14 protein-coding genes are annotated in these 15322 nt (G+C 63.6%); 5 read left to right on the top strand and 9 right to left on the bottom strand.

Annotation, left to right across the window (positions count from 1 at the left end; genetic code table 11):
- Positions 1 to 58 precede the first annotated feature (58 nt).
- Positions 59 to 1207 (bottom strand): alpha-hydroxy acid oxidase, encoded by a 1149-nt coding sequence (locus RS897_RS13210; RefSeq protein WP_315836981.1) that lies wholly within the window; start codon positions 1205 to 1207, stop codon positions 59 to 61.
- A 24-nt stretch (positions 1208 to 1231) separates the two neighbouring features.
- Entirely contained in the window at positions 1232 to 3037 is a 1806-nt protein-coding gene (gene lepA, locus RS897_RS13215) for a translation elongation factor 4 (RefSeq protein ID WP_315836982.1), read from the bottom strand.
- A 163-nt stretch (positions 3038 to 3200) separates the two neighbouring features.
- On the opposite strand from lepA, the gene RS897_RS13220 reads away from it, so the two are divergent.
- A complete protein-coding gene (locus RS897_RS13220) occupies positions 3201 to 4802 on the top strand; it encodes a glycosyltransferase family 39 protein (protein WP_315836983.1) in 1602 nt (533 codons plus the stop codon).
- 255 nt (positions 4803 to 5057) lie between these two features.
- Here RS897_RS13220 and RS897_RS13225 read toward each other — a convergent pair whose 3' ends face one another.
- The 5 genes from RS897_RS13225 to RS897_RS13245 all read right to left on the bottom strand — a co-directional run bounded on the left by RS897_RS13225 (position 5058) and on the right by RS897_RS13245 (position 9124).
- The gene (locus tag RS897_RS13225) at positions 5058 to 5381 is read right to left on the bottom strand and encodes an HPr family phosphocarrier protein (RefSeq protein ID WP_407654479.1); all 324 of its coding nucleotides are present in this window, start codon (positions 5379 to 5381) and stop codon (positions 5058 to 5060) included.
- On the bottom strand, positions 5378 to 5779 hold the full coding sequence (locus tag RS897_RS13230) for a PTS sugar transporter subunit IIA (RefSeq protein ID WP_315838628.1): 402 nt from the start codon (positions 5777 to 5779) through the stop codon (positions 5378 to 5380). The genes RS897_RS13225 and RS897_RS13230 overlap by 4 nt, the downstream gene beginning before the upstream one ends.
- 164 nt (positions 5780 to 5943) lie before the next feature.
- Positions 5944 to 6489: an HPr kinase/phosphorylase gene (locus RS897_RS13235; protein ID WP_315836985.1), complete on the bottom strand. Its 546-nt coding sequence runs from the start codon at positions 6487 to 6489 to the stop codon at positions 5944 to 5946.
- Positions 6486 to 8324 (bottom strand): stimulus-sensing domain-containing protein, encoded by a 1839-nt coding sequence (locus RS897_RS13240; protein WP_407654480.1) that lies wholly within the window; start codon positions 8322 to 8324, stop codon positions 6486 to 6488. Before RS897_RS13240 ends, RS897_RS13235 begins: the two co-directional genes overlap by 4 nt.
- 98 nt (positions 8325 to 8422) lie before the next feature.
- The gene (locus RS897_RS13245; protein ID WP_315836986.1) at positions 8423 to 9124 is read right to left on the bottom strand and encodes a response regulator transcription factor; all 702 of its coding nucleotides are present in this window, start codon (positions 9122 to 9124) and stop codon (positions 8423 to 8425) included.
- Between the two features lie 295 nt (positions 9125 to 9419).
- On the opposite strand from RS897_RS13245, the gene RS897_RS13250 reads away from it, so the two are divergent.
- Both RS897_RS13250 and RS897_RS13255 read left to right on the top strand, forming a co-directional pair.
- Positions 9420 to 10154, top strand: a complete 735-nt coding sequence (locus RS897_RS13250) for a HugZ family pyridoxamine 5'-phosphate oxidase (RefSeq protein WP_315838630.1) — start codon at positions 9420 to 9422, stop codon at positions 10152 to 10154.
- A 251-nt stretch (positions 10155 to 10405) separates the two neighbouring features.
- Positions 10406 to 12019, top strand: a complete 1614-nt coding sequence (locus RS897_RS13255) for a phosphoenolpyruvate carboxykinase (protein WP_315836987.1) — start codon at positions 10406 to 10408, stop codon at positions 12017 to 12019.
- A 106-nt stretch (positions 12020 to 12125) separates the two neighbouring features.
- Here the strand turns inward: RS897_RS13255 and gcvA are convergent, their stop codons facing one another.
- Positions 12126 to 13007, bottom strand: coding sequence for a transcriptional regulator GcvA (gene gcvA / locus RS897_RS13260; protein WP_315836988.1), 882 nt, complete (start codon positions 13005 to 13007; stop codon positions 12126 to 12128).
- A 103-nt stretch (positions 13008 to 13110) separates the two neighbouring features.
- Between gcvA and bla the strand changes: the two genes are divergently transcribed.
- On the top strand, positions 13111 to 13995 hold the full coding sequence (gene bla / locus RS897_RS13265) for a class A beta-lactamase (RefSeq protein ID WP_315836989.1): 885 nt from the start codon (positions 13111 to 13113) through the stop codon (positions 13993 to 13995).
- 9 nt (positions 13996 to 14004) lie between these two features.
- Here the strand turns inward: bla and RS897_RS13270 are convergent, their stop codons facing one another.
- A complete protein-coding gene (locus tag RS897_RS13270) occupies positions 14005 to 14949 on the bottom strand; it encodes a LysR family transcriptional regulator (RefSeq protein ID WP_315836990.1) in 945 nt (314 codons plus the stop codon).
- 109 nt (positions 14950 to 15058) lie between these two features.
- On the opposite strand from RS897_RS13270, the gene RS897_RS13275 reads away from it, so the two are divergent.
- The gene (locus RS897_RS13275) at positions 15059 to 15253 is read left to right on the top strand and encodes a hypothetical protein (protein ID WP_315836991.1); all 195 of its coding nucleotides are present in this window, start codon (positions 15059 to 15061) and stop codon (positions 15251 to 15253) included.
- Positions 15254 to 15322 lie beyond the last annotated feature (69 nt).

Consider the following 15322-nt stretch of genomic DNA (forward strand, 5'->3'; position numbering starts at 1 on the left):
ACCGCCCATTCTCGGAATTTAGTCCTATGAGGATAGCTCGCCGAGCGGGCGGAAGCTGCTACCGGCGAAAGCGCAAGTTCTGCCGTGTGAGCTGGTCGACCGAGGTGCAGCCCATCAATTTCATGGCGCGCTCGATCTCGATGCGCATCTGCTCCAGCGCGCGTTCGACGCCGGGCTGTCCGGCCGCCGCCAGCGGGAACAGGTAATAGCGGCCGAGGCCCACAGCCTTGGCGCCAAGCGACAGCGCCTTGAGCACATGGGTGCCGCGCTGCACGCCGCCATCCATCATGACATCGATCTTGTCGCCGACGGCGTCGACGATTTCGGCCAGCTGGTCGAAGCCGGTGCGCGAGCCGTCGAGCTGGCGGCCGCCGTGATTGGACAGCACGATGCCGGTGCAGCCGATGTCGACCGCGCGTTTGGCATCCTCCACCGACATGATGCCCTTCAGGCAGAACTGTCCGTTCCAGTGCTTCACCATCTCGGCGACGTCGTCCCAGGTCATGGACGGGTCCAGCATCTCGGTGAAATATTTGCTGATCGACATCACGCCGCCGCCCATGTCGACATGGGTGTCGAGCTGCGGCAGCTTGAACGACTCATGGGTGATGTAGTTGAGCGCCCAAAACGGCTTGATCGCGAACTGGGCGATCCCGGCGAGATTGAGCTTGAAGGGAATGGCGAAGCCGGTGCGCTTGTCGCGCTCGCGGTTGCCGCCGGTGATGCTGTCCACCGTCAGCATCATCACCTGGATGCCGGCCTGCTTGGCGCGGGCCATCATCTCGCGGTTCAGGCCGCGATCCTTGTGGAAATAGAACTGGTAGACCTGCGGTCCGCCGCTGAGCTTGCGCGCCTCTTCGAGGCTGACGGTGCCGAGCGAGGAGACGCCGAACATGGTGCCGTATTTGCCCGCCGCCGCGGCCACCGCGCGTTCGCCCTGATGATGAAACAGCCGCTGCAGCGCGGTCGGCGAGCAGTACACCGGCATCGCCAGCTTCTGGCCCATCACGGTCACCGACATGTCCACGTCGGCCACGCCGCGCAGCACATTCGGCACCAGGTCGCAGTCGTCGAACGCCGTGGTGTTGCGCCGGAGCGTGACTTCGTCGTCGGCCGCGCCGTCGATGTAATTGAAGATCGGTGCCGGCAGGCGCTGCTTGGCGATCCGGCGGAAGTCGTGGAAGTTGTGGCAGCTGCTCAGGCGCATGTGATCGCTTTCAGGAGGCCTGGATCAGCTGTCCACCTTCAGCGCGGCAATAAAAGCTTCCTGCGGGATGTCGACTTTGCCGAACTGCCGCATCTTCTTCTTGCCTTCCTTCTGCTTCTCCAGAAGTTTGCGTTTGCGCGTGATGTCGCCGCCGTAACACTTCGCGGTGACGTCCTTGCGCAGCGCGCGCACGGTTTCGCGCGCGATCACCTTGCCGCCGATCGCCGCCTGGATCGGGATCTGGAACATGTGCGGCGGGATCAGCTCCTTCATCTTCTCGACCATGGCGCGTCCGCGGCCTTCGGCGCGGGTGCGATGCACCAGCATGGAAAGAGCATCCACCGGCTCGTTGTTGACCAGGATCTGCATCTTCACCAGGTCAGCCGGCTTGTAGTCGGTCAGATGATAGTCGAACGAGGCGTAGCCCTTGGAGACCGACTTCAGCCGGTCGTAGAAGTCGAACACCACTTCGTTCAGCGGCAGCTCATACTTCACCATGGCGCGGGCGCCGATGTAGGTGAGTTCTTTCTGGTTGCCGCGGCGGTCCTGGCACAACTTCAGCACACTGCCGAGATAGTCGTCGGGCGTCAGGATGGTGGCTTCGATCCACGGCTCCTGGATTTCGGCGATCTTGACCACATCCGGCATGTCGACCGGGTTGTGGATCTCGATTTCCGAACCGTCGTTCAGGCGCATCTTGTAGATCACCGATGGCGCGGTGGCGATCAGGTTGAGGTTGAACTCGCGGCTCAGCCGCTCCTGGATGATCTCCAGGTGCAGCAGGCCGAGGAAGCCGCAGCGGAAGCCGAAGCCCAGCGCCGCGGAGGTTTCCATCTCGAACGAGAAACTGGCGTCGTTCAGCCGCAGCTTGCCCATCGCGGCGCGCAGCGTCTCGAAGTCGTCGGCGTCGACCGGGAACAGGCCGCAGAACACCACCGGGATCGCCGGCTTGAACCCGGGCAGCATCTGGGTGACCGGCTTGCGGTCGTCGGTGATGGTATCGCCGACCCGGGTGTCGGCGACTTCCTTGATCGCGGCGGTGATGAAACCGATTTCGCCGGGGCCGAGTTCATCGACCTGGGTCATTTTCGGGGTGAAGAAGCCGACGCGTTCCACGTCATAGGCCGCTTGCGTCCCGAGCATGCGAATGCGCTGGCCCTTGCGCATCACGCCGTTGACCACGCGGATCAGCACGACGACGCCGAGATAGACGTCGTACCAGCTGTCGACCAGCAGCGCGGTTAGTGTGGCGTCGCGGTCGCCTTTCGGCGGCGGCAGGCGGGTGACGATGGCTTCCAGCACATCGCCGATGCCGATGCCGGTTTTGGCCGAGATCATCACCGCGTCGGAGGCGTCGATGCCGATCACGTCCTCGATCTGCTGCTTCACCTTGTCGGGCTCGGCCGCCGGCAGGTCGATCTTGTTGAGGACGGGCACGATCTCGTGATTGTTGTCGAGCGCCTGGTAGACGTTGGCCAGCGTCTGCGCTTCGACGCCCTGGCTGGCGTCGACCACCAGGAGCGAGCCCTCGCAGGCGGCCAGCGACCGGCTGACTTCATAGGCGAAGTCGACATGGCCGGGCGTGTCCATCAGGTTGAAGATGTAATCCTTGCCGTCCTTGGCATGATAGTTCAGGCGCACGGTCTGCGCCTTGATGGTGATGCCGCGCTCGCGCTCGATATCCATCGAATCGAGCACCTGTTCCTTCATCTCGCGGTCCGCCAGCCCGCCCGTGGTCTGGATCAGGCGGTCGGCAAGGGTCGACTTCCCATGGTCGATATGGGCGACAATGGAGAAATTGCGGATGTTGGAAATAGGTGCGGTGGCCATGCGCGCGGGATAGCATTCACGCCCCCGTGCGGCAAGGCTAGTGGCCTGATTCCGGCCAGAATTGGGGCTCCATAACACTATGGAGAAATAAGACGAATTCGCGTTGCGGGCCGGATTCCATCGCGCCGGGAAAAATGCTTTAGCAACGCCAGAGGAATTTATCATGGCAAGGGTTCAATCCGCTGCGGCCCGATCGGCTCCGCGCCCCCGGCGCGCGGGTGGCCTACGGTATCTGGCGGCCCGGTTCGCCATGGGCGCCACCGACGCCAAGACCGCGCCGGCGTTCGTGCTCTGGTTCGCCCTGCTGCACGCGGTGCTCTGGACCGTCATCCTGACGTCGCTGAAGGCCGCCCAGGACGTCCACATGGACGTCGCGGAGGCCTATGGCTGGGGCCAGCAGTTTTTGCTCGGTTATGGCAAGCACCCGCCGCTGTCGGGCTGGCTTGCGGGGCTCTGGTTCAAGCTGTTCCCGGTCCAGGACTGGTCCACCTATGCGCTGGCGATGGCGACACTCGGTGTTAGCCTTGTGATCTGCTGGCATATCGCGGTGCGGGTGGTCGACCGCCGGCGTGCCTTCCTCACGGTAGTGATGCTCGCGATCTACCCGATCTTCAATTTCAAGGGCTTCAAATACAACGCCGACCTGCTGCAATTGGTCACCCTGCCGCTGATCGTGCTGGCCTATCTGCACGCATTCGAGCGGCGCGATGTACGCTCCGGCCTGTGGCTCGGGCTTGCGGCGCTCGCCGGCATGATGACGAAATACTGGGCGATCACCGTCATCGGCGGAGTCGGTCTTGCGGCACTGGCGCATCCGGATCGGTTGCGGTTCATCGCCTCACCCGCGCCGTGGGTTGCGCTTGTTACCCTGCTGGTCGGCTTCATTCCGCATCTGTGGTGGCTGGTCCAGGTTCACTTCGCGCCGATCGTCTATGCGGGCGACATCTATGAAATCTCCTCCCGGACGCTGAGCCTGCAGCTGGCGCTGACCTATATCGGACACAATATCGGTCTGCTGGTCCCGGCGGTGCTGGCGGGACTGCTGGCGCTGGGCTGGATGCCGTTCCGGCCACGCGCCGCCGTGCCCGCAGGCGCCGGCGTCAATCTCGCGCAGGCGCGCAATGTCTGGATGATCCTGGCCATTGTCGGTTTTGTGCCGCCGATCGCGGGTGCCATCCTGACCATCCACATCAAGACCGACTGGGGCATTCCGCTGTTTTTCCTGGGGCCGCTGGCGTTCATCGCGCTGCCGCAGCTGCGGGTGCAGCGGATCGCGCTGATTCGCCTCGCGGCGATCTGGCTGGCGATGACGCTTGTATTCGCGATCCTCTCGCCATGGCTGGCGGCCTATAATCTCAAGCCCACAGCCAGTGTCGGCTCGACCAGCATCCCGGCATCGCAGCTTGCGCAGCAACTGACCGAGGCCTGGCATCAGCGGTTTCGTTCGCGATGGCCGGTGGTTGCGGGGACCATGGAGGTTGCGGCGCCAATGACCTTTTATAGTCCCGATCATCCGGTGACCCTGATGCAGGGTGAAGCGTGGGGATCGGGCCTGACGTCGCTGGACGAGGCGAAGCGCGACGGCTTCATCGGCATTTGCGACACCGGCGACAACCGTTTGCCGGCCTGCGAGGAATGGATGGCGACAAACGCACCGAATGCCGAGCAGCTCAACATGAGCTCGCGCCGCTTCTTCCGCGGCGTCTCCGGTCCGCTGGTGCGCTGGAAAATCTATATCATGCCGCCGGCGGTGCTGGCGAAGTAGGCGCGAGTTGGCAATCGATGTGATCCGTCATCCTGACAGTCTGCTCGACGGAAGGTGGCTCACCACATTCAGCGTCATCCGCGGGCTTGACCCGCGGATCCAGCTTAAGCGCTCAATACGAGCTGTGCCGAAGAAAGCTGGATTGCCGGGTCAAGCCCGGCAATGACGGAGTGGGGATAATATGCTTCGAAAGCCCTGACCGCATTTTCCGGTCAAGCCAGACGATGACACCGAGAGTTGAGAGGCGCCTCGCCCTTACTCTTCCTCACCAAACTTGTTGGTGACGAGCTTCGTAATCGCGTCGAGCGCCGTCTCGGCCTCGCGTCCCTTCGCCGAAATCAAAATCGTGGTGCCGATGCCAGCGGCCAGCATCATCAATCCCATGATCGATGTGCCGCCGACCGTCTCGCCATTGCGGGTGACGGAGATCTCGGCGTCGAACTGCTCGACCATCTGCACGAACTTGGCGGAGGCGCGGGCGTGCAGGCCGCGTTTGTTGGTAATGGGAACTTCGCGCGTATAAACGCCGGGCAAGGACGAGAGGTCGGGCTTGCCCTGGTCGTCCGACATCGCAGTCATTTGCCGGCGAGAACGCGGCTCGCGATGGTCACGTATTTGCGGCCGGCTTCCTGCGCGGCGGCAATGGCGTCGGGCAGCGGCAGGTCGTCACGAACCTTGGCGAGCTTCACCAGCATCGGAAGGTTGATGCCGGCGAGTACCTCTACCTTAGGGCGGCTCATGCACGAGATCGCGAGGTTCGACGGCGTGCCGCCGAACATGTCGGTGAGGATCGCGACGCCGTTGCCGGTGTCGACGCGCTTCACCGCCTCGATTATGTCGCTGCGACACAGATCGGCGTCATCTTCAGCGCCGATCGTGATCGACTCGATCTGTTTTTGAGGTCCCATTACGTGTTCAAGCGCCGCGCGAAACTCGTCCGCCAGGCGCCCATGGGTCACTAGAACTAAACCAATCATCGAAGACTCCTCGCGGGTGCATTGGTGCACCGCACGAAAGGGCCACATCTTGACCATCCAGAGCCCCGAGGCAAGGGGGGATGTTGACGCTATCCCGCTCCTGCGAGCTTCCGAAGGAGGCGGCGGACGTGGTCTATTCGGTGGCGATATTGGGGCTTATATGGTTACCAAACTCCTTCCGACAATCCAGGCGAAGGTCGCGGGTCCCTTGCAGAACCGGGCCCTGTCAGCAGGGCCGCGACCACCAGTGGCAGCGGCTGAAAGCCGCTCCCTACCGGGATTCTCGGTATTTCAATACCTAAAAGGGTGGTTTTGAAGGCCTCCGGTGGCGGCATCCGCTCGGCATCGTCGGCGGCGAGGTCGATCACGAAACTGAGCTGGGCCTCCGCCGTGAAGTCGCAGCGGCGCAGACCGAGCCCGCGGATCTCGATCAGTCCGACCAGCCCGGGGGCGGCGCGGGCGATGATTTTCGAATTCCGCTGTGCGAGATAAATTCTGTCGTCTCCGACTAACGTCGTAGTCGGAATTTGCCCAGAACGGCCGGCCACGATCAGGTCGAAGGCGAGGCGGGACTTGCCGGACCCCGACGGGCCGCGAATCAGCGCCGCCTGGTTGCCGATCAGCACAGCCGAGGCGTGGATGCTCGGGTCTTGATTTGGGCTGGTCCCGTCCTGGCTCATGGCGTCCTGATTCAACTCCGCGCGGCTCATATCGACGGCAGCCGGACCACAAACCGTGCGCCTGCGATCGGCGTGTCGCCGGTCGCATCGGTCTTGCCGGCGCGGTTTTCCGCCCAGATCCGCCCGCCATGGGCTTCCACGATCTGCTTGGAGATCGACAGGCCCAGGCCGGAGTTCTGTCCGAAGCCTTGTTCCGGCCGGTCGGTATAGAAGCGGTCGAAGATCTTTTCCAGGGCGCCGGGCCGCACGCCGGGGCCGTCGTCGTCGATCACGATCTCGATCGTTTTGTTTTTCACGCGGCGGCACACCAGGCGCACGGCGCCGTCCATTTTTGAGAACGATTGCGCGTTCGACAGCAGATTGGCGATCACCTGGCCCAGCCGTGAATCGTGGCCCGGCACCGAGAATGAATCGATCGGATTGCCTTCGAAGCGCGCCTGCACCTGGACATTGTTGTTGCTGTGGTTGGTTTCGTTGGCGACCGAGACCAGTGTCAGCAGCAGCCGCCGCATATCGACCGGCGTCGCGTCCTGTCGTTGCAGTTCGGCGTCGAGGCGGCTGGCGTCGGAAATGTCCGAGATCAGCCGGTCGAGCCGCCGCACGTCATGTTCGATAACCTGGAGCAGGCGGCTGCGGCTGTTGTCGGTCCGCGCCAGCGGCAGGGTTTCGACCGCGGAGCGCAGCGAGGTCAGCGGGTTCTTCAGTTCGTGCGAAACATCCGCCGCGAACCGCTCGATGCCCTCGATGCGATTGTAGAGCGCTTCGGTCATGTCGCGTAGCGCGCCGGAGAGATGGCCGATCTCGTCGCGGCGGCCGGTGAAATCGGGAATCTCGACGCGCGTTTTGATGCGGCGTCGAACGCGCTCGGCGCTGTCGGCAAGCCGGCGCACGGGCCCGGCGATGGTGCTGGCAAGCAGCAGCGACAGCATGATCATCACGGCCGCGGCGAGGCCGAACACCTTCAGGATGGCGAGGCGTTCCGCGGTCACCATCTGGTCGATGTCGTCGCCCTGGGTCGACAGCATCAGCGCGCCATGCACCGCGCGGAAACGTTGCACCGGCACCGACACCGACACGATCACTTCGCCGCGCTCGTTGATGCGGACCATGCTGGCCTTCTGGCCATTCAGGGAGTCGGAGACTTCGGAATAACCGTTGCCGTTCTCCGGGCCGAGTTCGCGATACAGCGGCAGGTCGCCGCGATTGAGCCAGGTGCGCACCGCGATCATCGCACGCTCGGTCAGGCCGGGTTTGTCGGTCGAGGGCGGCGCCAGATCGAACCGCAGCACGTCGCCGCGGCCATAGAGGCTGCGGCTGTCGAGCACCAGCACGCCGTCGCGGTCATAGATCCGCGCCCGTGTCTTGGTCGGCGAGATCAGGCGCCGCAGCACCGGCGCCACGCGCTCGGGATTGATCGGAAAATCCAGACCCGACAGCACGTCTTCGGACGGGCCGTAGGTCTCGCCCGGCTTCAGGTCCAGCAGTTTGTCGGGATCGACGGTGATGGCGTTGGTTTCGACGGTGGCGGAGGCGGCAATCGCGCTGGCAATGATTTCCGCCTGCACCAAGAGGCTCTGTGCGCGCGCATCGATCAGGCCGGCGCGGAACTGCGACAGATAGAGAATGCTGGCGACCAGCGCGATCAGGCCGGCGAGATTGAGCGAGACGATGCGTCGCGTCAGGCTCGAGAAGCTGAGCGAAAAGAAATATTGCCCGGCGCGGCGCAGCCAGCCCAGCGGGCGCTTCCAGCCCGGCACGGGTTTCGCCGCGGCAAGCTCGCGCGCATCCGGTTCGCTGTCCGGCGCGAACGACGGGATGTCGTCGTCCGTGTCCGGATCTCGATCTAGAGCTGGGCGGTCAAGCAATGACAAAACTGCCTGGGTTGTTTCTCTGGCCACGGCCTCAAGTCTATCCCAGTTGCCGTGGCCCGTCAGGTAACAAACCGGCTTGAAGCGGCCGTATCTCAGGTTTCCTTGAAGCGATAGCCGACGCCGTACAGCGTCTCGATCATCTCGAAGTCGTCGTCGACCACCTTGAACTTCTTGCGCAGCCGCTTGATGTGGCTGTCGATGGTGCGATCGTCGACATAGACCTGGTCGTCATAGGCGGCATCCATCAGGGCATTGCGGCTCTTGACCACGCCGGGGCGGGTGGCGAGCGCCTGCAGGATCAGGAATTCGGTAACGGTCAGGGTGACCGCTTCGTTTTTCCAGGTGCAGGTGTGGCGCTCCGGATCCATGCGCAGCAGGCCGCGCTCCAGCGCCTTGGGGTCGGCTTCCTTGGGAGCGGCCGTCGGATCCTTCGGGATCGCACGGCGAAGCACCGCCTTGACGCGTTCGACCAGCAGCCGCTGCGAGAACGGTTTGCGGATGAAATCGTCTGCGCCCATCTTGAGGCCGAACAATTCGTCGATCTCCTCGTCCTTGGAGGTGAGGAAGATCACCGGCAGATCGGATTTCTGCCGCAGCCGGCGCAATGTCTCCATGCCGTCCATCCGCGGCATCTTGATATCGAGAATGGCGAGATCGGGAGGGCTGGTTCGAAAACCGTCGAGTGCCGAGGCGCCGTCCGTGTAGGTCATGATACGATAGCCCTCGGCTTCGAGTGCGATCGATACGGACGTCAGAATGTTGCGGTCGTCATCGACCAACGCGATTGTGGGCATGAGCCTGCTTTCAGAATCAGTTTGGCTAAACGCGAGCGCTTCGTCCCCAAATCCCTCGACTGAAGCTTCGATTGGAAGCTCGTGATCGAAGACCTTCGGTCCTGGTCCCTCAACCGAAGACGCTCAGACGACTGTGCCGTTCGAAACGGCCAATTCACCCAGGCAGCCAGCAATGCAAGCTGGGCGCAAATGTGACCGAGTTCCCAGAAACGTCTCAGGCCGCGGACCGTTCCGGCTATATAGTGATATTTCCGGGCGAAAAACCCCTTAGGTTCCCTAAAGTTGGCCTTTCATGATGACCCCAGACGCTGATTTCGATGCCGGCCGGCTCGCCCGGGACTTGCTGCGCCGCAGCCGCCAGGGCGCCCTGGCCACCCTGATGACCGTATCAGGCGACCCCTATTGCTCCCTGGTCAATGTGGCGAGCGCCCCGGACGGGGCCCCGATCCTGCTGATTTCCCGCCTCGCGCTGCACACCCGCAATATCCTGGCCGATGTCAGGGTCTCGTTGATGCTGGACGAACGCCGTGCCGGCGATCCGCTGGAGGGCGCGCGGATCATGGCCGGCGGCGTGGTCGAGCAGACCCAGGACGAGGCCGCCGTCGCGCTCCTGCGCCGGCGCTATCTGGCGGCCCATCCCAGTGCGGAAGCCTTTGTTAATTTTAAGGATTTCTCGTTTTTTGTGCTCCGTATAGCGACCGTCCATCTGGTTGCCGGGTTTGGCCGGATCATCGACCTGACCCCGGACCAGGTTTTGACCGACCTGTCGGGGGCCGAAGCGCTGCTGGACGGGGAGACGGACGTCCTGGCCCACATGAACACCGACCATCGGGACACCATGAGCCTGTATGCTACCCGGCTGCTGGGAGCCGAGGACGGCGACTGGTTGGCGACCGGCTGCGATCCGGACGGGATGGACCTCACCGACGGCCGGCAGACCCTTCGGCTGGCCTTCCCGCGGCGGATTGTCGCGCTTGATGCACTGCGGAAAATCCTCCGGGAACTCGCTGACAGCGCCCGGGCCGCCTGATCGGATCGTGTTGACGGGCGTTCGATCGTCTCTCGCGGTCGCGTGCGAATTGCATCGATCCATACCGCAATGCATCAAGTTTACCGCTGTTTGAATAAACCAAAATGTGGGCTGGATCAGCTTGGCAATCTGCGCATTGATATCTATTAGATCGCCGGATCGACGCCGGGGGTTATCGTTCGGCGACCGCGGCAGACCATGGCGTGAAGCGAAGCTCACGTGATGGACGCGGGTTCAAGGAGGGAAGTTCTGTGAAAGAGACGGGCGTACGCAACGGCGCATTCGGTGCCGACAAATTCGGCTTCAAGAACCTTAAAGGTGTGAACTGGAATCTGGGTACGCCCGCGCTTTACGAACACTCGCTGCAGAACGGCGAAGCAACTCTCACGGCTGATGGCGCGCTGTGCGCGGAGACCGGTGTGTTCACCGGCCGCAGCCCGAAGGACAAATTCACGGTGCGTGACGCCACCACCGACACGACGATGTGGTGGGCCGGCAATCAGTCGATCACCGCCGAACAATTCGAAACCCTGTATCAGGATTTCCTCAAGCACGCCGAAGGCATGAGCCTGTTCGCACAGGATCTCTATGGCGGCGCCGATCCGAGCTTCCGCATCAAGACCCGCGTCTACACCGAACTCGCCTGGCACTCGCTGTTCATCCGCACGCTGCTGATCCGCCCCGAGGCGTCCGAGCTCGCTGCGTTCGCGCCCGAGTTGACCATTGTTGATCTGCCGAGCTTCAAGGCCGATCCCAAACGTCACGGCTGCCGCTCTGAGAATGTCGTGGCCATCGATTTCGCCCGCAAGATCGTCCTGATCGGCGGGTCTTATTATGCCGGCGAGATGAAGAAGTCGGTGTTCACCACGCTCAACTATTATCTGCCCGCGCAGGGCGTGATGCCGATGCACTGCTCGGCCAATGTCGGCGCCGACGGCGACACCGCGATCTTCTTCGGCCTGTCCGGCACCGGCAAGACCACCTTGTCTGCCGATCCGCAGCGCACCCTGCTCGGCGACGACGAGCATGGCTGGGGCTCAAGCGGCATCTTCAATTTTGAAGGCGGCTGCTACGCCAAGTGCATCAAGCTGTCGGAAGAAGCCGAGCCCGCGATCTACAAGGCGAGCAAGCGTTTCGGCTCGGTGCTGGAGAACGTGGTGTTCGATCCGATCACCCGCGAGGTTGACTTCGACGATGGTTCGAAGACCGAGAACACGCGTTCGGCCTATCCGCTCGACTTCATCCCGAACGCTTCGCTGACCGGCCGCGCAGGCCAGCCGAAGAACCTGGTGATGCTCGCCGCCGACGCCTTCGGCGTGCTGCCGCCGATCGCCAAGCTGACGCCGGCGCAGGCGATGTACCACTTCCTCTCCGGCTACACCGCCAAGGTGGCCGGCACCGAGCGGGGCGTCACCGAGCCGGAGCCCGAATTCTCCACCTGCTTCGGCGCGCCGTTCCTGCCGCGCGATCCCTCCGAATACGGCAACCTGCTGCGCGAACTGATCGCCAAGCACAATGTCGACTGCTGGCTGGTCAACACCGGCTGGACCGGCGGCAAGTATGGCGTCGGCAGCCGCATGCCGATCAAGGTGACCCGTGCCTTGCTCACCGGCGCGCTGAACGGCTCGCTGCGCAATGTCGAATTCCGCACCGACAAGTATTTCGGTTTTGCGGTGCCGACCGCACTGCCCGGCGTGCCCAGCGACATTCTGGATCCGGTGAACACCTGGAAGGACAAGGCCGAGTTCGACAAGACCGCACGCGGCCTGGTCGCCATGTTCCAGAAGAACTTCGCCAAGTTCGAAGCCAAGGTCGATGCCGAAGTCCGCGCCGCCGCCCCCGAGGTCAAGCTGGCGGCAGAGTGAGGCTCAGCAACAGCACCGAATGCAAAAGGGGCGGCTCGGTGAGCCGCCCCTTTTTGTTTTTGCCACGTTGTTGGAGCTCAGGCGTAATTTTTTGAGGCGAGGCCGCCTATCCCCGCCCATCCTTCCCCACCTCACCCACCAGCCAATCCCGGAACGCCAACATCGCCGCCGATTGCCGCTTGCTGCGCAATGACGTCAGCCAGTAGTCGCCGGTATAGGTCTCGATCTTGAACGGGCGCACCAGCCGTCCCTGTTTCAACTCCTCGCTGAACATGCTGGCGGGCAGCAGCGCCACGCCGGAGCCGCGCGCGGCGACTTCCGCCATGATGATGGAGGAATCGAACATCGCGCCCTTGATGGTCGGGCTGACCAGGCCGGCGGCGGCGAACCATTGCGGCCACTCGTCCGGCCGGTAGGAGCGCAGCAATACCTCGCGTTTGAGATCGGTCGGGCGCCGCAGCTTTTTCGCGATCTTCGGTGCGCATACCGGCGTCAGCGGCGCGGCGAACAGCTTGATCGCCTCGGTGCCATGCCAGGAGCCATCGCCGAAGCGAATGGCGAAGTCGAGGCCTTCGCCGGCGATGTCGACGCGGTTGTTGTTGGTCAGCAGCCGCAAGTCGATGCGCGGAAATGCGTCCTCGAACGCCTTCAGGCGCGGCAGCAGCCACCCGGTCGCAAACGTGCCCACCACACCGACGGTGATGACGTCGCGAAGATAACCGTCCGCGAAGCGATCGAGGGTGGCGCGGATGCGGTCGAACGAATCCGAGATCGCCGGTAGTAGCGCCTGTCCCTCGTCGGTCAGCGCCAGGCCGCGCGGCAGCCGGCGGAACAATTGCACGCCGAGAATATCCTCCAGGCTTTTGACCTGGTGGCTGACCGCGGCCTGCGTCACCCGCAGTTCGAGGCCGGCGCGGGTGAAGGACAGCTGTCGTGCCGAGGCCTCGAAGGCGCGCAGCGCATTCAGGGGCAAATGTGATGATCGCATGTTTTGACCCAAATTTTTCTAATGTCTCCTCCGACGATTGATCGTTTGTCAAGTTCGGCGGTCCCCCACAATTTGCCGCCGGGGCAGACAAGGACGAATCGAGATGTTGAATAGACGGGACATTGTGATGGCCGGCGCGGCTCTTGCGGGCAGCGCGCTGATCGGATCGCGCGCTCACGCGGCTACCGCGACCGAAACATTTGTGGCGGAACTGAAGAAACTGGAAGCCGGCAGCACGGGACGGCTGGGTGTGGCGGTGCTCGATACCGCAACCGGTGCGGTGATCGGGCACCGGCTCGACGAACGTTTTGCCATGTGCAGCACCTTCAAGCTGCTGGCGGCCGCGGCCGTTCTGGAGCGCGTCGATGCCGGCAAGGAAACACTGGGGCGCCGCATCCGCTTCAGTGCCTCGGATCTCGTGCCGTATTCGCCCGTCACCAAGCAACACACCGGTGGAGACGGCTTGTCGGTGGCGGAGTTGTGCGAAGCCGCCGTCGCGCAGAGCGACAACACCGCGGCCAACCTGCTGGTGGCGAGTCTCGGCGGCCCTCCGCAGGTCACGGCATTTGCCCGCACCCTCGGCGATCTGGTGACGCGGCTCGATCGTGTCGAGCCCGATCTCAACGAAGGGCAGGAGGACGACGTGCGCGACACCACCACGCCGCAGGCCATGGCGCTCGATCTGCAAGCGTTGACACTGGGCAAGGCGTTGTCGCCGGCGTCGCGCGATCAGTTGATCGCCTGGCTGGTCGCCAACACAACCGGCGATACGCGCATCCGCGCCGGCCTGCCCGCGGGCTGGCGGGTCGGCGACAAGACCGGCAGCGGCGAGAACGGAACGTCCAACGATGTCGCCGTGATCTGGCCGCAGCAGCGGGCGCCGGTCATCATCTCGGTCTATCTGACCCAGGCAAAAGTGCCGAGCGAGAAGCGCAACGCTACGATTGCCGCTGCCGCGCGGGCGGCTGTTGTTGCCCTCAGCAAGTGATCGCTGAACTCAGCGCTGGTGACGCCTGACCGGCCCGCGCTTCCGGGCATCGGGCTTGGCGTCACCCTTCAGCACCAGCCGTGCGGCCAGCAAGTCGATAAAGGCCCGCACGGCCGGGAGCCGGGCGCGGGAGGCCGGAAACAGCGCGTGCACCACCGACGCGGGGCGTTCGTATTTTTCCAGCACCAGCGTCAGCCGGCCGGCTTTGACATGGTCGGCGACATACCACAGCGGCGCCCGCACCAGGCCAACGCCGGCGAGCGCTGCGGTGACCACCGCCTCCAGGGTGTTGGCGCGAAACCGGACGTTGACGCGCACCGCGGTCCTGGCGTTGGCACTGAGTTGATAACGCCAGGTCAGGTCGTTGGGATCGACGGCGAACACCAGGCAGTCATGCTGCCGCAACTGGTGCGGGGTATCAGGCGATCCATGCCGGCGCAGATAAGTTGGCGCCGCGCAGGTCACGATCCGGATCGTGCCGAGCTTGCGATCGAGCAGCGCCGAATCACTGAGCGAGCCGATATGGAGGCCGACATCGATGCCATCCTCGATCCAGTCGGGGTCGCGATCCCGCAGCGTCAGGTCGAGTTGAACTTTTGGGTGGGCCTTCAGGAAGTCCGGCAGGATCGGCACCAGCAGATGCCGCCCCAGCAGCGATGGCGCCGTGACCCGGATATGGCCGCTGGCCTCCAGCGTGACCGGGCGCAGCGCGAGCTCGGCGTCACGGATGTCGCCGGCGATCTTGCGTGCACGTTCTTGAAACAGGTGGCCGTGTTCTGTCAGCGCCAGTGAGCGCGTGGAGCGCACGAACAGCGCGCATCCCAGATGCGCCTCCAGCGCCGACAGTTCGCGGCTGACGGAGGCCAACGACACCCCGAGCTTGCGCGCCGCCGCGGTCAGGCTGCCGCCGTCGACCGTGCGCAGAAAAACATTGATCGCGCGCACATAGTCCATGCTCGTCATCCTTGCAGAAAGCGTAACAATAACTTGCATGAATAGCTGATTATTTACAACGCGAAACCGCTTCATAACAGCGGCCGATGACATCAGAGGAGATCGTGTCATGGCCTCCGAGAACTGGCAGCCACCCCACGCGCGCGTTCGTGTGCCCCCGGGAAAAGAGCGCGAACGTACCCTCGCTGAATGGATCGAACGCTGCCGAAGGGCTGCTGCGGACGCGCGAATGACACTGCGCGAGATTTTTCTCGAACCCCGCCCCGACAGCGGCGAATGGGACAGCGGCGCGCGCGGGCTTTAAGGCATCATGAGAATTGAAGCGGCTGCTCAGCGTCCGGGCTTCACCTCTCCCCGCGAGCGGGAGCGCGTA

Source organism: Bradyrhizobium prioriisuperbiae, assembly GCF_032397745.1.
Taxonomy (GTDB): domain Bacteria; phylum Pseudomonadota; class Alphaproteobacteria; order Rhizobiales; family Xanthobacteraceae; genus Bradyrhizobium_A; species Bradyrhizobium_A prioriisuperbiae.